Source organism: Clostridium autoethanogenum DSM 10061 (assembly GCF_001484725.1).
Classification (GTDB): Bacteria; Bacillota; Clostridia; order Clostridiales; family Clostridiaceae; genus Clostridium_B; species Clostridium_B ljungdahlii.
In genome coordinates this window covers 2247668-2264151 of record NZ_CP012395.1, presented here as the reverse complement: position 1 = coordinate 2264151, position 16484 = coordinate 2247668, and the positions used below count along the sequence as shown (strand labels likewise).

The following is a 16484-nucleotide window of genomic DNA, read 5'->3' as shown; positions in this document are numbered from 1 at the left end:
TAATGTCCTCCTTTATTCACAATGTAGAAAGGTATATAGAATATAGATAATTAATTAAATTTAGTAATAATAGTAGTAGGGGCTGTGATTATGTGGATAACCTTTGAATGCGTTGATATTGAGTAAAAAAATGCGAAAAATAATTGTGGATAAGTAATTGATAAAAATTGACGTTATCCACATAATTAGAAAAAAAAATATTAATATTTTTTATGCACAGTGTTATTACTAAATAATATTAACAATTGTTGATATTTAATTTTGATTTAGTCGTTTTGTTAAATCGCCTATAGCATTTTGAAGACTTTCATCTTGTTTTAAATTAGTTGATATTTTTTCATAAGCATGTATTACGGTAGTATGATCTCTTCCGCCAAATTCTTCTCCGATTTTTGGCAAAGACATATCTGTAAGTTTTCTACACAAGTACATAGCTATTTGCCTTGGAAAAGCTACATTTCTTGTTCTTCTTGCAGATTTTAAATCATCTACTTTTAAGTTATAATAGTTGGCAACTACATCTTGTATTAAGTCTATAGTAACTTGTTTTGATTGTTTGCTTGAAATTATATCTTTTAAAGCTTCTACTGCCAAATCTATACTTATTTCTTTATTTGTAAGTGAGGAGAAAGCGACTATTCTTATTAGCGCACCTTCAAGTTCTCTAATGTTGGATTTAATTTTAGTAGCTATATACACCATTACTTCATTAGGAATATTTAAATTTTCGACGTCTGCCTTCTTTTTTAATATAGCCATTCTAGTTTCAAAGTCTGGTGGTTGAATGTCTGCTATAAGTCCCCATTCAAACCTAGATCTAAGTCTATCTTCTAATGTAGGGATTTCTTTTGGTGGTCTATCACTAGATAGAATTATTTGTTTATTAGCCTCGTATAATGCATTAAAGGTATGAAAAAATTCCTCTTGGGTTCTTTCTTTACCTGCAATAAATTGTATATCATCTATTAAGAGTACATCTATATTTCTATATTTATTTCTGAATTCTACATTTTTATCATCTTTTATTGAATTTATAAGTTCGTTTGTAAATTTTTCAGATGAAACGTATACTACTTTAGATTTACTATTATTGTTTAATATGTAGTGTCCTATAGCATGCATTAAATGAGTTTTGCCTAGTCCTACGCCTCCGTATATGAATAGGGGATTATATGCTTTTGAAGGTGATTCAGCTACAGCAAGTGAAGCTGCATGAGCGAATCTATTACTATTACCTATAACGAAGGAATCAAAAGTATATTTTGGATTTAGCATGGTTGACATTTCATCATTTACCAATACGGAATTTTTATTGTGTCTTTTATTAGTATTGTCTAATGTTAAAGCTTCTTCTGATTCAGAGGCAATTAAAAATTTAATGTTGTATTTTTTTGAAGTAATTAATTTTAGAGCATTAGCTATTAAATTTTTATATTTACTAGTTAATATGCCTTTGGTAAGGTCATTTGGTACACTTAATATGAAGGTGTCATTTTCAATAGATACAGGAGTAATACTTTTAATCCATGTGTTAAAGCTTACTTCAGTAATTTCACCATTTATTATGTTTAAAGATTGTTCCCATATTTCTTTTGGATGGGCATTCATTTTGTATCCTCCAGTCTTAGAAAAATAATTCACAACATATTTACATGATTATAAACGTCATTATATTTTCTTGACATATGTTTATAAAAATATTCACATGTTTATAAATATGTTTATATCTTTTAAATAAAAAAAGTTATAAACAATAACCGTAAAATAAATATTAACATTATCTACAATGAATAATGTTAGTAAAATAGTTAAAAATGTATAAATGAATAGGAAGTTTATATAAAATAAAACAACTTATGCACATTTTTATCCACAGTTGTGGATAAGTTATATATTTTTAAAGTTATTAACAGGTCTCTATTTATAATATCAAAACCTAACTACCTATTCAAGAAGTTATCCACAAAAACCGATAAAAAATATTAACAGGTAATGTTTTTTATCCATTTTTGTAGTCTTCATTTTGTATTGACATTGTAACTTAGTGAATATATAATTTAATAGTAAAACTTTAGGATTTATAATTAGGTGAATTGATTGCTTTTATAAATGTTAGTTTACATGAGAGTAATGTATTTGTTGCGCTCTATATATAATAAGTAAAGAAAAAATAAATGCTAAATTGGAAAGGAGTTGTGTTATAGTATGTGGATGACTTATCAACCAAAAAAGAAACAAAGAAAAAGAGAGCATGGCTTTAGAAAAAGAATGAGAACTTTGTCAGGAAGAAATGTTATTAGAAGAAGAAGACAAAAAGGTAGAAAGAGATTAACAGCATAAGGGCCGCTTTTGTGGCCTTTTTCTGCAAGCAGAAAAAAGGAGCAAAACATATGGATGTTTACAGAATAAAAAAGAATGCAGAATTTAGAGCTGTGTATAGAAGAGGAAAATCTTTTTCTAATAATCTATTAGTATTATATATCTACAGAAATAAAAAGGGTATAAATAGATTAGGTATATCAGTGAGTAAGAAGGTAGGAAAGAGTGTTATTAGAAATAGAATTAAACGATTAATTAAAGAAAATTTTAGGTTGAATATTGAAGACATAAAAGTTGGATATGATTTAGTATTTATAGCTAGGAATTTGTCAAATGGTAAAAGTTATATAGAAATAGAGAATTCCATGAAAAATTTAATTAAAAAAGCAGGTTTGTATAATAAATGAAAAAATTTTTAATTTTTTTAGTTAAATTGTATATGAAATATATATCACCTTTGAAGGGTCCATGTTGTAGATTTTACCCTACTTGTTCACAATATACAGTAGAAGCATTGCAAAAATATGGTACTATAAAAGGTGGATTTATGTCTATAAAGAGAATATTGAGGTGTAATCCATTTTGCAAGGGAGGATATGACCCAGTTAAATAAATTTCGGGAGGTTTAATATTTTGCAATATCTAAATAATGCTTTTGTTCAGTTTTTTGAGTTTTTACATCATAGTGTAACTTCCGTCATACCTAATCAGAATATGTCTTATGGTATCGCAATAATTTTAATGACTATAATAATTAGAATTATAATACTTCCACTAGGTATAAAACAAGCAAGATCTTCACTTATAATGAATGAAATTCAGCCAGAGGTAAAAAAGCTACAAGAGAAATATAAAAAAGATCCTCAGAAAGCACAGCAAGAAATGATGAAATTATATAAAGAAAAAGGAGCAAGTCCTTTTAGTGGATGTTTACCACTTCTAATTCAATGGCCTATTCTAATAGCTCTCTATTATGTTTTTAATAATCTATCAGGAATAAATGGCGTTAGTTTTTTGTGGATAGGGGATTTAGCTAAAACAGATATATTCCTTGCTATTTTATCGGGCGTAACTACTTTCTTATCAGGATATTTGATGATGTCAGGTAATAGCGAGCAAGCAAAGCAGGCAAAGACAATGAATATAGCAATGTCTGCAGTCATGGTATTTATGAGTATAAAGTTTAAAGCAGCTTTAGTACTTTATTGGGTTGTTAGTAATTTAATTCAAATAGCACAAACTGTTGTTTTGAAAAAGATTGAAATGAAAAAAGGAAATATTAAGGCTTAGGGGGTGGCCATGTGTTATGGATTTTATAGAAACGACTGGGAAGACAGTAGAGGATGCATTTAAAACTGCACTTTCTGAATTAAAAGTTGAAGAAGATAAAGTGGAAATGGAAGTTTTAGATGAAGGCAATAAAGGTTTTTTTAATATTATAGGAACGAGGCCAGCCAAAATAAGAGTTACGGTTAAGAGAGATTATATAAATGAAGCTAAAACATTTTTGAGAAGTATTTTAGATAAAATTAAGGTAGAGGCTGAAATAGAAATAAAAGAAGACAAAAATGGCATAAAAATATATTTAACTGGTCAAGAAATGGGAATACTTATAGGATATAGGGGAGAAACGTTAGATGCACTTCAGTATCTTGTAAGTCTTGTAATAAATAAAAATCATGATACAGAATATAAGAGAGTTGTTTTAGACACAGAAAATTATAGATTTAAAAGAGAAGAAACTCTAAAGAGACTTGCTAGAAGAGTAGCTGAGAAGGTTAAGAGGACAGGTAGAATAATTAAGTTAGAACCAATGAATCCTTACGAGAGAAGAATAATTCATTCTGCCCTTCAAAATAATATTTATGTGAATACATATAGCGAAGGTCAGGAACCCTTTAGAAGAGTTGTAGTGGATTTAAAGAAAGCCTAAAGGCTTTCTTTTTTACATTTAGAAAAATAAATGAGAGATACAAAATAATTTTAAACGTTAGCTAGATTTAGATTATCTTATGTGTAGAAGTATATTTATCAATAAATCTTACTTAGTGGGAAAAGCAAATGTTCCAAATCTTTGATTTGCTGATAGTTGCTTTCTCTTTAGAGTTTTGTTTCTCTCACTAAGTTTAGATGAATTATCTAGGGGCTTAGCTACTGTTAGCTCCCACTTTGATAGAAGTGGGAGTGTTACAGTAGGTAGCCATCAGATAAATTATATTTTGAGGAAGTGAAATGATGAAAGAGTTTGATACAATAGCAGCTGTAGCTACGGTTTTAGGTGAAGGTGGCATATCGATTATAAGAATTTCAGGCTGTGATTCACTTAAAATAGTTAATAGTATATTTAAAGGAAAAAGTAATAAAAATTTGATTGATATGAAGCCTTATTCTATGAGATATGGTTATATAGTAGAAAAAAGTACTGGTGAATTACTAGATGAAGTACTTGTTAGTTTTATGAAGTCCCCTAAAAGTTATACTTCAGAAGATACAGTTGAAATAAATTGTCACGGTGGAGTTGTGGCAACTAAGAAAGTACTCGAGGAAGTTATTAAATCTGGAGCTAGAATTGCAGAGCCAGGAGAGTTTACAAAAAGGGCATTTTTAAATGGAAGGATAGATTTAAGTCAGGCGGAAGCGGTAATTGATATAATTAGAGCAAAAACTGAACTTTCGATGAAGTCAGCTGTACAGCAATCTACTGGTAAGATTTCTAAAGAAATTAACGCACTTAGAGAAAAGCTTTTAGAGGTAATTGCACATATAGAGGCTACAGTGGACTATCCTGAAGAAGACTTAGAAGAAATGACATCAGATAAGGTTTCCATGAGATTACAGGAAATATTAGACGAAATAAATCATATATTAAGCACTGCGGAAGAAGGTAAGATAGTCAGAGATGGATTGAATACAGTAATTGTAGGAAAACCTAATGTAGGTAAGTCCTCACTTTTAAATTCTTTAATTAGAGAAAATAGGGCAATAGTTACAGATGTACCAGGTACAACAAGGGATGTTATAGAGGAATATATGAATATAGATGGAATTCCTATAAAGGTAATTGATACTGCAGGGATAAGGGAAACGGAGGATTTGGTAGAAAAAATTGGCGTAGAAAGATCTAAACAAAAGATAGATGAAGCTGATTTAGTCATATTAATGCTGGATTCAAGTGAAGAATTGGATGATGAAGATAAAGAGATTATGAATTATGTAAAAGATAAAAAATATATAATTCTATTAAATAAAATTGATATAAATGATAAAATAAATTTAGACGATATTTGTAATTTAGATTCCAGTTGTATAATAAAAACTTCAATAAAGACAGGTAAAGGATTGGATAAGATAAAAACATGTATTAAAGACTTGTTTTTTAAAGGTGAGGTTAAACCGGGAGATTTATTTATAACTAATGCTAGACATAAGGAAGGACTTATAAGAGCTAAGGAAAGTTGTATTGAAGCTTTAGGAGCATTAAAGAATACATCTGCTATAGATTTGGCATCTATAGATATAAGAAATGCATGGGATAATCTTGGCAAGATAACTGGAGACACCTTAGAAGAAGATATAATTGATAAAATATTTTCACAATTTTGTTTAGGAAAGTAGGTAGTTAAAAATTGGAGTATTTTTCAGAAAAATATGATGTAATAGTTGTAGGAGCAGGTCATGCAGGTTGTGAAGCAGGACTTGCAGCTGCTAGAATGGGTTGTAAGACTTTAGTGTGTACAATGAATTTAGATAGTGTAGGATTTATGCCTTGTAATCCTAATGTTGGTGGAACTGCTAAAGGGCATTTAGTAAGGGAAATAGATGCTTTAGGTGGAGAGATGGGTGTAAACATTGATCATACTTTTATACAGTCAAGAATGCTTAATACTTCTAAAGGGCCAGCAGTACATTCACTTAGGGCTCAGGCTGATAAGAAAAACTATTCAGTTAGAATGAAAGAAGTACTTGAAAAACAAAATAACTTGTCTTTAAGACAAATAGAAGTACTAAGTATAAGAACAGATGATAAAGGAAAAGTATGTGGTGTATTAACTAAAAATGGAGCATATTTTGAGACGAAAACTGTTGTTTTGGCTACAGGAACTTATCTAAAGGGTAAAGTTATCATAGGAGACGTAAGTTATAGTTCGGGGCCAAATGGATTTATGCCTGCTAATGACCTTTCTCAAAGTTTACTTGATCTTGGTATAGAACTTAGAAGGTTTAAAACTGGTACACCAGCTAGAGTAAATAAGCGAAGTGTTGATTTTTCAAAAATGATAGAACAACCAGGTGATAAGAAAATAGTTCCTTTTTCTTTTATGAGTGGAAGTTTAGATAGAAGCCAAATATCTTGTTATTTAACGTATACTACAGAGAATACTTTAAAGGTAATAAGAGATAATATAAATAGATCTCCACTTTATAATGGTTCTATTAAATCTGTAGGTCCTAGGTACTGCCCTTCAATAGAAGATAAAGTAATGAGATTTCCAGATAAGGAAAAGCATCAGATATTTATAGAGCCTGAAGGTGAAAATACGGACGAACTATATGTAGATGGGGCATCTACTTCTATGCCAGAAGATGTGCAGATTGCTATGTATAGAACTATAGCTGGACTTGAAAATGTAGAGTTTTTAAGAACAGGTTATGCTATTGAATATGATTGTATAAATCCAACACAACTAAAACTTTCACTAGAATTTAAGAAAGTTGAAGGATTGTTTGGTGCAGGTCAGCTAAATGGAAGTTCAGGATATGAGGAAGCTGCTTCTCAGGGAATAATTGCAGGTATAAATGCTGCGCTTAAATCACAAGGCAATCCACCTCTTATTTTAAAGAGATCAGATGGATATATAGGCGTTTTAGTAGATGACTTAGTTACAAAGGGAACTCAGGAGCCTTACAGAATGATGACATCACGAGCAGAGTATAGGTTGATACTGAGACAAGATAATGCAGATTTGAGACTTACGGAACTTGGACATAAAATAGGACTTGTTAGCGAAGAAAGATATGGAAAGTATTTAAAAAGAAAAAGTGACATTGAGAAAGAGGTTGAAAGAATAAAAGATATTCACATAACGCCTAAAAAAGAAGTAGTTGATTTTTTAAATTCTATAGGTTCTTCTGAATTAAAGAAAACTACAAGCTTATATGAGCTTATTAAAAGACCAGAGCTTGACTATTTTAAGGTACAACCACTTGATGTAGATAGACCAGAGCTTGGGGAAGATATTCAAGAAGAAGTTAACATTATTTCCAAATACGAGGGGTATATTGAGAAACAATTAGAACAAGTAAGTCAATTTAAAAAATTTGAAAATAAAATTATACCTGAAGACATAAACTATGATAAGATAAATGGACTGAGAATAGAAGCTACCCAAAAGTTGAAAAAGATAAGACCTATGAGTGTAGGTCAGGCTTCTAGAATTTCAGGGGTTTCTCCAGCAGATATTTCTGTTTTACTAATTTATATGGAGAAAAAATATAGAGAAAAGGATCTGTAAATGAAGGTAGATTGGAGAACTAAATATGCAATATTTTAAAATTATAGATACTGCGTGTAAAGATGTAGGACTAGAATTTGATGAAAAAAAGTATAGTAAATTTATAAAATATAAGGATATATTAAAATTTTGGAACAACAAAATCAATCTTACTACTATAGTAGAAGATGAAGATATAATAAAAAAACACTTTATAGATTGTGTAAAAATATTTAAATTTTCACCATTAAGAGATATTTCTAATGTTATTGACATAGGAACAGGAGCTGGATTTCCAGGTATACCTATGAAGATAGTTAATCCTCAAATAAAAGTAGTGCTTTTAGATTCGTTAAATAAGAGGATAAACTTTCTGAATCAAGTTATATCAGATATTGAATTAAATGATATAAAATGTATACATGGAAGAGCAGAAGATTTTTCTAAAGATATTGAGTATAGAGAAAAATTTGATGCAGCAGTTTCAAGGGCTGTAGCAAATTTAACTGTTCTAAGTGAGTTTTGTATTCCTTATATAAAATTAGGTGGATATTTTGTGGCTATGAAAGGTCCATCTGTTGAGGATGAAATTAAGGAAAGTAAAAAAGCTGTTAGTATTTTAGGTGGGAAAATAGAGGATATAATAAAAATAGAAAATGATGATCTTAATCATAATTTAGTCGTAATAAAAAAAATTAGGAGAACACCAAATATGTATCCAAGAAAGGCAGGTATAGTTTCTAAAAAACCACTAAAATAAATGTAACAATTTGTCGGATAAAAATTATATAAATTAGAAGGATTTTATAAAACCGTGAAGAAATGTTAACAATAGGAAACATAAGAGGGATGGTTAAATATGCAAAAGAACGTTAATTATATACCCGTAGATTTAATTTTACCTAATGTATATCAACCGAGAAAATATTTTAATGAAGAAAGTTTAGAAGAGTTAGCTCAATCTATAAGTTCATATGGAATAGTTCAACCACTGTCAGTAAGAAAATTAGGTGAAAATAAGTACGAATTAGTTGCTGGGGAAAGAAGACTGAGAGCAGCAAAAAAGGCAGGACTTACTGAAGTTCCTGTAATAATAGTAGACATAAGTGATAAAGAATCTGCTGCAATTGCACTTTTAGAAAATTTGCAGAGGGAAAATTTAAATTTTTTGGAAGAAGCAGAAGCATACTATAATTTAATAAAGGATCATTCTTATACTCAAGAGAAACTAGCTGAAACTATAGGAAAAAAGCAATCTACTATTGCAAATAAGATTAGACTTCTTAGACTTGATAAAGAAATTAGAATTATGTTACTAGAGAATAACTTAACTGAAAGGCATGCGAGAGCCTTATTAAAACTTCCAACATTGGAGATTCAGAAAAAAATATTAAAGATCGTAATTAAGAAATCTTTGAATGTAAAGAAAACAGAAGAACTTATCAATAAAGAATTGGACAAGCTCACCAGTAATAAAAAAAATAAAAGAAAGAAAATAAAAGGAATATTTTCTCCTAAAGTATATATAAATACAATTAAGCAGATTTTTGATAAATATGGGTTGAATGCAAAGTATACTTCAGAGGATTCAGACGAAGAGGTTCAGATTATAATTACTATTCCTAAAAAATAAAATGTTTCACATGAAACATTTTATTTTTTTATAAAAATTTAAATGTTAATTAACAATAAAAACTCTTTTATTCTTTTAAATAAAAATATATAATTAGAAAAGATGAATATATAAAGCTGGAAGGAGGGAATTTAAATGAAGGTAATATCCATATTTAATCAAAAGGGTGGGGTTGGTAAAACTACTACTTGTATCAATTTAAGTGCTTATTTGGCTATGCAAGGATATAAAATATTGAATATAGATATTGATCCTCAAGGTAATACTACTAGCGGATTGGGAATTGATAAGGAAAAATTAGATGCTTCTATATATGATATATTAACTTCAGATGTTGAGATAGATAATGTTATAAAAAAATGTGAATTGATAGATAATTTTTCTATAGTGCCATCAACTATAGAACTAGCTGGAGCTGAAGTGGAATTAATAAATAAAGAAAACAGAGAAAATATATTAAAGAATAATTTAAAAAAGTTAAAAGCTAAATTTGATTTTATATTTATAGATTGTCCTCCGTCTTTGGGACTTTTGACTATAAACGCACTTACAGCATCAAATAGTGTGATTATACCTATCCAATGTGAATTTTATGCTTTGGAAGGTGTTGGACAACTAGTTAACACAGTACAATTGATAACAGAATCCTTAAATAAAGACTTAAAAATTGAGGGGGTTATTATGAGTATGTGTGATGGGAGAACTAATCTGTCTACTCAAGTGATTTCAGAAGTAAAAAAATATTTTAAAGATAAAGTATATAAAAGTACCATACCTAGAAATATAAGATTAGCTGAAGCTCCTAGTTTTGGACTACCTATAGTACTTTATGATGATAAATGTAAAGGTGCTAAAGCTTATGAAAGATTAACTAAAGAATTTTTGCATAGGCAAAAGGAGTGAGTGAGATTTGAATAAAAAATATGGATTAGGTAAAGGACTTAGAGCATTGATACCTGAAAGTGCGTTAGAAGAGAAGGAAGAAAGCAAAAAGGATACAATACTTATTGATATTGACTTAATAAGTGCAAATAAAACTCAACCTAGGAAAAACTTTGATGAACAAAAAATATTACAACTTTCTCAGTCAATACAAGAGCATGGTATAATACAACCACTTATACTTAATAAAATAGGAGATGATGCATATAGCATAGTTGCAGGTGAGAGAAGATGGAGAGCTGCAAAATTAGCTAATATTAAAGAAGTGCCTGCAATCATAATGAATTTATCTGATAAGGAAATCCTAGAAATTTCCCTTATAGAAAATATACAGAGACAGGATTTAAATCCAATAGAAGAGGCTTTAGCTTATAAGAGATTAATTAATGATTTTAATTTAACTCAAGAAGAATTAAGTGTAAAGATAGGTAAATCGAGGACTGCAATTACTAATTGTATGAGACTTTTGAATTTAGACAGTAGAGTTCAAGAATATATAATAGATGGAGTTATTACAGAAGGGCATGGTAGAGCACTCCTGGGTGTGGACGATGGAGAACTACAATATAAATTAGCACAAAATATAATAGATGAAAATTTAACAGTTAGAGATATAGAAAAAATTATTAAAAATCTAAATTCTAGTAAGGCAGCTAAGAATGATAATATAAAAAAAGCAAATCCCTATTATGTAGATATAAGAGAAAAACTAGAGGATTTATTTGGTACTAAGGTTTCACTAATGGATAAAAAAAATAAAGGAAAAATACAAATAGAATATTATTCTCAAGAAGATTTGCAGAGAATATTAGATATACTAAAAATTTAATACGTCTTGTTTAAATGTTTCATGTGAAACATTTTTATGAAAGGAGAAAGATATGCAAAATATTATTAGCTTAATAGGAAGTTTACAACCTTATATTATAATTGGATTAGCTGTATTAGTATTGATATTGTTAATTATGAATATGGTGATTTTTACATCTTTAAGTAGATTGGAAAAAAGGTATAGAAAAATCATGAGAGGTTCAAACAATAAGAATTTAGAAGAACTTATTGTAGGTTACTTAGATAATATAGATGATGTAAAAGAACAATCTAAAGACATGAAAGAACTTTATAATAGCTTAAATTTAAAAATAAAAGACTGCATTCAAAAAATATCCATTATAAGATACAGGGCTTTTGAGGATGTAGGAAGTGACTTGAGTTTTTCAGTTGCACTACTAGATGGGAAAAATGATGGTGTAATAATTACAGGAATATATGGAAGAGATGAGAGTACTACTTATGCAAAACCTATTGATAGCGGAATGTCAAGATATGAGTTATCTCAAGAAGAAAAACAAGTTTTAGAAGAATGTGTAAATAAGAAAATATAATAACTTACATAAAGAACCTCCTTAAGGGAAAATTATCTTTTAAGGAGGTTTTTTATATGAAAATATATGTTACTAAGAATCTAAGTTATATAAGTTATGAATTGCAAAAAAGAGGATATATAATAGTAACAGATGATTCAGATACTAAATATAATGTTATAATTTGCAAGCTAAAAGATGATGGACTTGCAAACTTAAATATAAAGAACAAGGATATTCTAATAATTGATTTAGGAAAAAAGAATATAGAAGAAATAGAGTATATACTTAGAGATAGAGTATTTTAGTATAAGTAAAACATTAAGCTTCTATATTTTGAAAAAAACTTGTATTCTTTTTACCACCTATAGTCTTTAATATGGAATGATATAACCCTCTAGAAATTGTGTCTGCAAGTTGCATAACAGTAAACAATCGAGTATTTTGTAATACCATAAATTCCATGGCTCCACAGATATTTACGATGCCTGTTATACTTAAATCTCCTACTTGAGGTAATGATTTTTTCATTGCAGATCCGGGGGTAAGAGGCTTTGTTTCTATTATTATTTTGCCTACATCTTGAATAGTGCCAAGGCAAGCATCAATTGCTATTATAAAAGGTTTGTTGTATTTAGAATTTATTTCAGTTATAATATTTTTAAGATTTTTTGCATGCACTGGATACTGTAAATTACCATATAGTTCAACTTTATTCCTCATTAGAAACTTCAATTTATCTCCTACTATTGGACCTAAACTATCTCCAGTAGACCGATCTGTTCCTATACAAAGTATTACTATAGTTCTACCTGATTTAACAACGGGATATATTTCATCACTTATTTTATCTCTTAAAGTGTATACGGAATTTCTACATGTGGAATCTAACGTTAATTTTTTAATCATAAGAAAACCTCCTATATTATGATTTTTGCCATATGGAGGTTAATTATACGTATAATTAACATTTTTTATTATAAAATTTTACAGCATGTCTAATTTATGAAATATATTAAAAAATACAACTAAAAATATGCAAAATATTATGCCTATAAATCCGTCTGCTTTTAAGCCTATAAATAACGCTGCTAATACGGCTACAGGATGTACACCAAGAGATGAAGAAACTATTTTAGGTTCTATAATTTGTCTTATAACTGAAACCAAAATGTAAGATATAATTAATCCCGTGCATGTGATGTAATTATTAAATATTGCAAGATAAATAATAGCAAGAGGTAAATATATAGCGCCAATTCCTATAATAGGAAGTAAGTCTGCTATAGCACAAATTATACTGAGGATTAAGGCATATTTAATTTTAAACAGTGAAAATACTATGAGTGTTTCCAAAAAAGTTATTAAAATTATTATAAGATAGGATAGTATGTAATTTTCCAACATCCGTTTACTTTCATTATATATTTTTAATATCTTATCTGTTTTGTTTTGCGGTATCAAAGTATTCATACTTATTTTAGAAGAAGTCATATCTCTAGTAAAAAAATATGTGGCAAGTAGTGTGAAAAATATTACCATTAATATGTAAGGAATTGTAGTCAATAGGTTTATTAAAGAAGAAACTAATTTACCTGAAACAGTTACTGCTATATTTGATAATTTAGTAATAAAACTTGTAAAGTTTTTTTCTAAAGCATTTATTATATAAGGGTCTAAGTTATTATAGTATTTTTGTAATTTGTAAAAAGAGTTATAAACGTTATCAGAATTCCTAGAAATGTATAGCTGAGTGTTTTTACCTAATTGTATAGTTTCTTGTGTAACTACCGTTATTCCAAATGATAGTACTGTTATTATTACGGTAAAAAATATTATAGTAGTAATTAAAGAGGATAGAGCATGGTTGATTCTAAGTTTTCTCGAAATAAAAATAGTAGGCCTTTTTAGTATTAGAGCAAAAGCAAAAGCTAAAACAAATGGCAATGTGTAATTAAGTGTACTGAAGAATACTAAGAAAATTATAGTATAAAGTATAATAAATAAACTAATTCTATTTATTTTATTTATAAATTCATTCACGATTTAAAAGCTCCCTTCTTGATTTTCTCTAATTAATAAATTAAATAAAACATATTTTTTATGTTTATATAAAAATAAAATGTGTTTTGTTATATAATTATATTGTTAGATATATAGATTTTACAATTTAGATTATCAATAAATTCTACTTATTGGGGAAAGCAGATATTCCCAAATCTTTGATTTGGTGATAGTTGCTTGCACAGAGTTCGTGGTAGTAAGTAGGCAATTATCAGATAAATTATTAGTTAAGTTTATATGATATATCCGTAAAAAACATATTTCTGATATAATAGTATATAAAAAATAAGTATTGGTTTTAAAGAATTTTATTAAAATTATGCACTAAAAGTAAATCTTTATACAATAATTATAAAGTAATCTAGAGTTGTTGTATATAAAATAATAGTAAAATTTTACAAGGAGGTTCAGCTTTAATAAACTGAGATTATAATTATGAAAGAATATTATGTAGTAACTTTTAAAAATACTCACGGAGCTATAAATGGGGAAAAAATTTTAAAAGAACAGGGAATAGACGTAAATATAATGCCTACACCAATAGTTATAACTAAAAGCTGTGGTATAAGTATAAAAATTGACAGTAAGGATATAGATACAGTAAAAAGTTTGATAAATGAAGAAAAGTTAACTATTAAAAATATTTATGAAAGAAGTAGTTTAGGATATAAGCAAATTTGCTTATAATTCTGGAGGTAAAACATGAAAGAAAGTGGTGTTTTTTCTTTTCTTAAAGTTAGTATGTATGGAGATAATATTAGTATAGGTAAATTATCCATATCCACACAAGCTATGTATAATTTTGTTTGGATAATTATTAAAGTGATATTTATACTTATAGTTATGTATCTCATCGTTAAACTAGGAAACAAAATAATAAATAGATATGTTTCAAGGCAGAAAGATTTTAGAATTTCATTGAATGATAAAAGAGCTAAAACTATAGGAGCTATTTTAAAAAGTGTATTAAGGTATTCAGTATACTTTTTTGGAATATTTACAATAATTACAGTCATATCACCTAAAGTAGGTGTAACTGGTTTAACTTTTGCAGGAATAGGAGGTGTGGCTGTTGGATTAGGTGCTCAAAGCATTATAAAAGACATTATAAATGGATTTTTTATATTATTTGAGGATCAATTTTCCGTAGGGGATTACATAAGTATAGATGATAAAAGTGGCATCGTAGAAAGTATGGAGCTTAGAGTTACTAAAGTAAGGGATTTTAATGGAGATCTTCATATAATACCTAATGGACTCATTTCAAAAGTAACCAATCATTCTAAGGGGAGCATAAGAATTACAGTAGATGTGGAAATTTCTTATGATGAGGATATTCAAAAAGTCATAGAAATAATGACACAATTGTGTGAGAATTTTGCCAAAGAAAATAGTTCAATTACCCAAGCACCTACTGTTCAGGGAATAACAAATATAAAAGATAACAGAGTAACCATTAGAGTAGCTGGTAAGGCTAAGGCTATGACACAGTGGGATATGGAGATGAAACTTAGAAGAGAAATAGGAGAAACTTTAAAAAAGGAAAACATAAAAACTCCTTATTTAGTAATAAAAAATTTAAAGGGGGAATAGTACATGAAAAAAGTTTATTACATTGGTGATGTAGTTGAAATGAAGAAAGGACATCCTTGCGGTAGTAATGAGTGGGAAGTAATAAGACTTGGGGCAGATATAAAGATTAAGTGCTGTGGATGTGGAAGAATAGTTATGCTTCCAAGAAATAAATTTGAGAAAAGTGTAAAAAAAATAATTAAGCAAAATTCACCTGATGAAAAAGAGACACAATAATTAAAAAAATTAATTGATTTAATGTTAAAAAAGTAGTAAAATGAATAACTGTAGTCCCTGCTGTGAAATCACAGCCATTAGCCCAAAGGGAGGAGGTGGAATCAATGAGTAAGTATGAAACTATATTTATATTACAACCATCATTAGATGAAGAAGCTTGCAAAGCTAACATAGAAAAGTTTAAGGGTGTAATAGAAAATGGTGGAGGAGTAATAGAAAACGTTGATGTTTGGGGTAAGAGAAAACTTGCCTATGAAATAAACAAAGTTAACGAAGGATATTATACCTTAATAAATTTTAATGCTGATCCTAAATTACCAAAAGAGTTAGACAGAGTATTCAGGATTACAGATACAGTTATAAGACATATAATAGTAAAGGATGAAAAATAGGTGGTGTTTTGATTGAATAAGGTTGTTTTAATTGGAAGATTAACCAAAGATCCAGAATTGAGATTTACACCAGGAAATGGTACAGCAGTTACCACTTTTACTATAGCCGTTGATAGGAGATTTTCTAAAGATGGGCAAAAAGAGGCAGATTTTATCCCTATAGTTGTATGGGGAAAACAAGCTGAATCTACTGCAAATTATATGAGTAAAGGAAAACTTATAGGTATTAGTGGTAGAATCCAGACTAGAAATTATGAAGCTAAAGACGGTACTAGAAGATATGTTACTGAGGTTATTGCAGAAGAAGTTCAATTCCTAGAATGGGGAGAGAAATCTGCAAAGAACTCATATAATCAAACTTCATCTGAAAATTTTGGAAAAACTCAAAACTTTGATGAGAATATTTATGGAGAGGATATTACTCCAGTAGATGATGGAGATATACCTTTTTAAAAGTAAGGAGGGGAAA

The 16484-nt window shown here is 28.7% G+C and carries 21 protein-coding genes; 18 read left to right on the top strand and 3 right to left on the bottom strand.

Annotated features, from left to right (window positions below):
• Positions 1-255: 255 nt before the first annotated feature.
• The gene (gene dnaA, locus CLAU_RS10340) at positions 256-1608 is read right to left on the bottom strand and encodes a chromosomal replication initiator protein DnaA (RefSeq protein ID WP_013236715.1); all 1353 of its coding nucleotides are present in this window, start codon (positions 1606-1608) and stop codon (positions 256-258) included.
• Between the two features lie 597 nt (positions 1609-2205).
• On the opposite strand from dnaA, the gene rpmH reads away from it, so the two are divergent.
• From rpmH to CLAU_RS10275, 13 genes are all read left to right on the top strand, one after another.
• The gene (gene rpmH, locus CLAU_RS10335; RefSeq protein WP_013240860.1) at positions 2206-2340 is read left to right on the top strand and encodes a 50S ribosomal protein L34; all 135 of its coding nucleotides are present in this window, start codon (positions 2206-2208) and stop codon (positions 2338-2340) included.
• Positions 2341-2390: 50 nt separating this feature from the next.
• Positions 2391-2726, top strand: a complete 336-nt coding sequence (gene rnpA / locus CLAU_RS10330) for a ribonuclease P protein component (protein ID WP_013240859.1) — start codon at positions 2391-2393, stop codon at positions 2724-2726.
• Positions 2723-2932, top strand: a complete 210-nt coding sequence (gene yidD / locus CLAU_RS10325; protein ID WP_013240858.1) for a membrane protein insertion efficiency factor YidD — start codon at positions 2723-2725, stop codon at positions 2930-2932. Before rnpA ends, yidD begins: the two co-directional genes overlap by 4 nt.
• A gap of 20 nt (positions 2933-2952) precedes the next feature.
• Positions 2953-3609, top strand: coding sequence for a membrane protein insertase YidC (locus tag CLAU_RS10320; RefSeq protein ID WP_013240857.1), 657 nt, complete (start codon positions 2953-2955; stop codon positions 3607-3609).
• Positions 3610-3625: 16 nt separating this feature from the next.
• Positions 3626-4252: an RNA-binding cell elongation regulator Jag/EloR gene (gene jag, locus CLAU_RS10315; protein ID WP_013240856.1), complete on the top strand. Its 627-nt coding sequence runs from the start codon at positions 3626-3628 to the stop codon at positions 4250-4252.
• 302 nt (positions 4253-4554) lie between these two features.
• On the top strand, positions 4555-5934 hold the full coding sequence (mnmE, locus tag CLAU_RS10310; protein WP_029170213.1) for a tRNA uridine-5-carboxymethylaminomethyl(34) synthesis GTPase MnmE: 1380 nt from the start codon (positions 4555-4557) through the stop codon (positions 5932-5934).
• Positions 5935-5945: 11 nt separating this feature from the next.
• A complete protein-coding gene (gene mnmG / locus CLAU_RS10305) occupies positions 5946-7832 on the top strand; it encodes a tRNA uridine-5-carboxymethylaminomethyl(34) synthesis enzyme MnmG (protein WP_013240854.1) in 1887 nt (628 codons plus the stop codon).
• A 25-nt stretch (positions 7833-7857) separates the two neighbouring features.
• On the top strand, positions 7858-8571 hold the full coding sequence (rsmG, locus tag CLAU_RS10300; RefSeq protein ID WP_013240853.1) for a 16S rRNA (guanine(527)-N(7))-methyltransferase RsmG: 714 nt from the start codon (positions 7858-7860) through the stop codon (positions 8569-8571).
• A gap of 99 nt (positions 8572-8670) precedes the next feature.
• Positions 8671-9444 carry a nucleoid occlusion protein gene (gene noc / locus CLAU_RS10295; RefSeq protein ID WP_013240852.1) on the top strand — a complete coding sequence of 258 codons (774 nt, stop codon included), beginning with the start codon at positions 8671-8673 and terminating at the stop codon, positions 9442-9444.
• Positions 9445-9579: 135 nt separating this feature from the next.
• A complete protein-coding gene (locus tag CLAU_RS10290; RefSeq protein ID WP_013240851.1) occupies positions 9580-10347 on the top strand; it encodes a ParA family protein in 768 nt (255 codons plus the stop codon).
• A 7-nt stretch (positions 10348-10354) separates the two neighbouring features.
• Positions 10355-11215: a ParB/RepB/Spo0J family partition protein gene (locus CLAU_RS10285; RefSeq protein WP_013240850.1), complete on the top strand. Its 861-nt coding sequence runs from the start codon at positions 10355-10357 to the stop codon at positions 11213-11215.
• 52 nt (positions 11216-11267) lie between these two features.
• Complete coding sequence (locus tag CLAU_RS10280; protein ID WP_013240849.1) at positions 11268-11771, top strand: DUF4446 family protein; 504 nt, start codon at positions 11268-11270, stop codon at positions 11769-11771.
• A 56-nt stretch (positions 11772-11827) separates the two neighbouring features.
• The gene (locus CLAU_RS10275; RefSeq protein WP_013240848.1) at positions 11828-12058 is read left to right on the top strand and encodes a YkuS family protein; all 231 of its coding nucleotides are present in this window, start codon (positions 11828-11830) and stop codon (positions 12056-12058) included.
• A 13-nt stretch (positions 12059-12071) separates the two neighbouring features.
• On the opposite strand, the gene yyaC is transcribed toward CLAU_RS10275, so the two are convergent.
• Entirely contained in the window at positions 12072-12659 is a 588-nt protein-coding gene (yyaC, locus tag CLAU_RS10270; RefSeq protein WP_013240847.1) for a spore protease YyaC, read from the bottom strand.
• Between the two features lie 78 nt (positions 12660-12737).
• Positions 12738-13793 carry a sporulation integral membrane protein YtvI gene (gene ytvI / locus CLAU_RS10265; protein ID WP_013240846.1) on the bottom strand — a complete coding sequence of 352 codons (1056 nt, stop codon included), beginning with the start codon at positions 13791-13793 and terminating at the stop codon, positions 12738-12740.
• Between the two features lie 456 nt (positions 13794-14249).
• Between ytvI and CLAU_RS10260 the strand changes: the two genes are divergently transcribed.
• From CLAU_RS10260 to CLAU_RS10240, 5 genes are all read left to right on the top strand, one after another.
• Positions 14250-14501 (top strand): putative Se/S carrier protein, encoded by a 252-nt coding sequence (locus CLAU_RS10260; protein ID WP_013240845.1) that lies wholly within the window; start codon positions 14250-14252, stop codon positions 14499-14501.
• 15 nt (positions 14502-14516) lie between these two features.
• The gene (locus tag CLAU_RS10255; RefSeq protein WP_013240844.1) at positions 14517-15407 is read left to right on the top strand and encodes a mechanosensitive ion channel family protein; all 891 of its coding nucleotides are present in this window, start codon (positions 14517-14519) and stop codon (positions 15405-15407) included.
• Between the two features lie 3 nt (positions 15408-15410).
• Entirely contained in the window at positions 15411-15623 is a 213-nt protein-coding gene (locus CLAU_RS10250) for a DUF951 domain-containing protein (RefSeq protein WP_013240843.1), read from the top strand.
• Between the two features lie 104 nt (positions 15624-15727).
• Complete coding sequence (gene rpsF, locus CLAU_RS10245; RefSeq protein WP_013240842.1) at positions 15728-16015, top strand: 30S ribosomal protein S6; 288 nt, start codon at positions 15728-15730, stop codon at positions 16013-16015.
• Positions 16016-16027: 12 nt separating this feature from the next.
• Positions 16028-16468, top strand: coding sequence for a single-stranded DNA-binding protein (locus tag CLAU_RS10240; RefSeq protein WP_013240841.1), 441 nt, complete (start codon positions 16028-16030; stop codon positions 16466-16468).
• Positions 16469-16484: the final 16 nt, after the last annotated feature.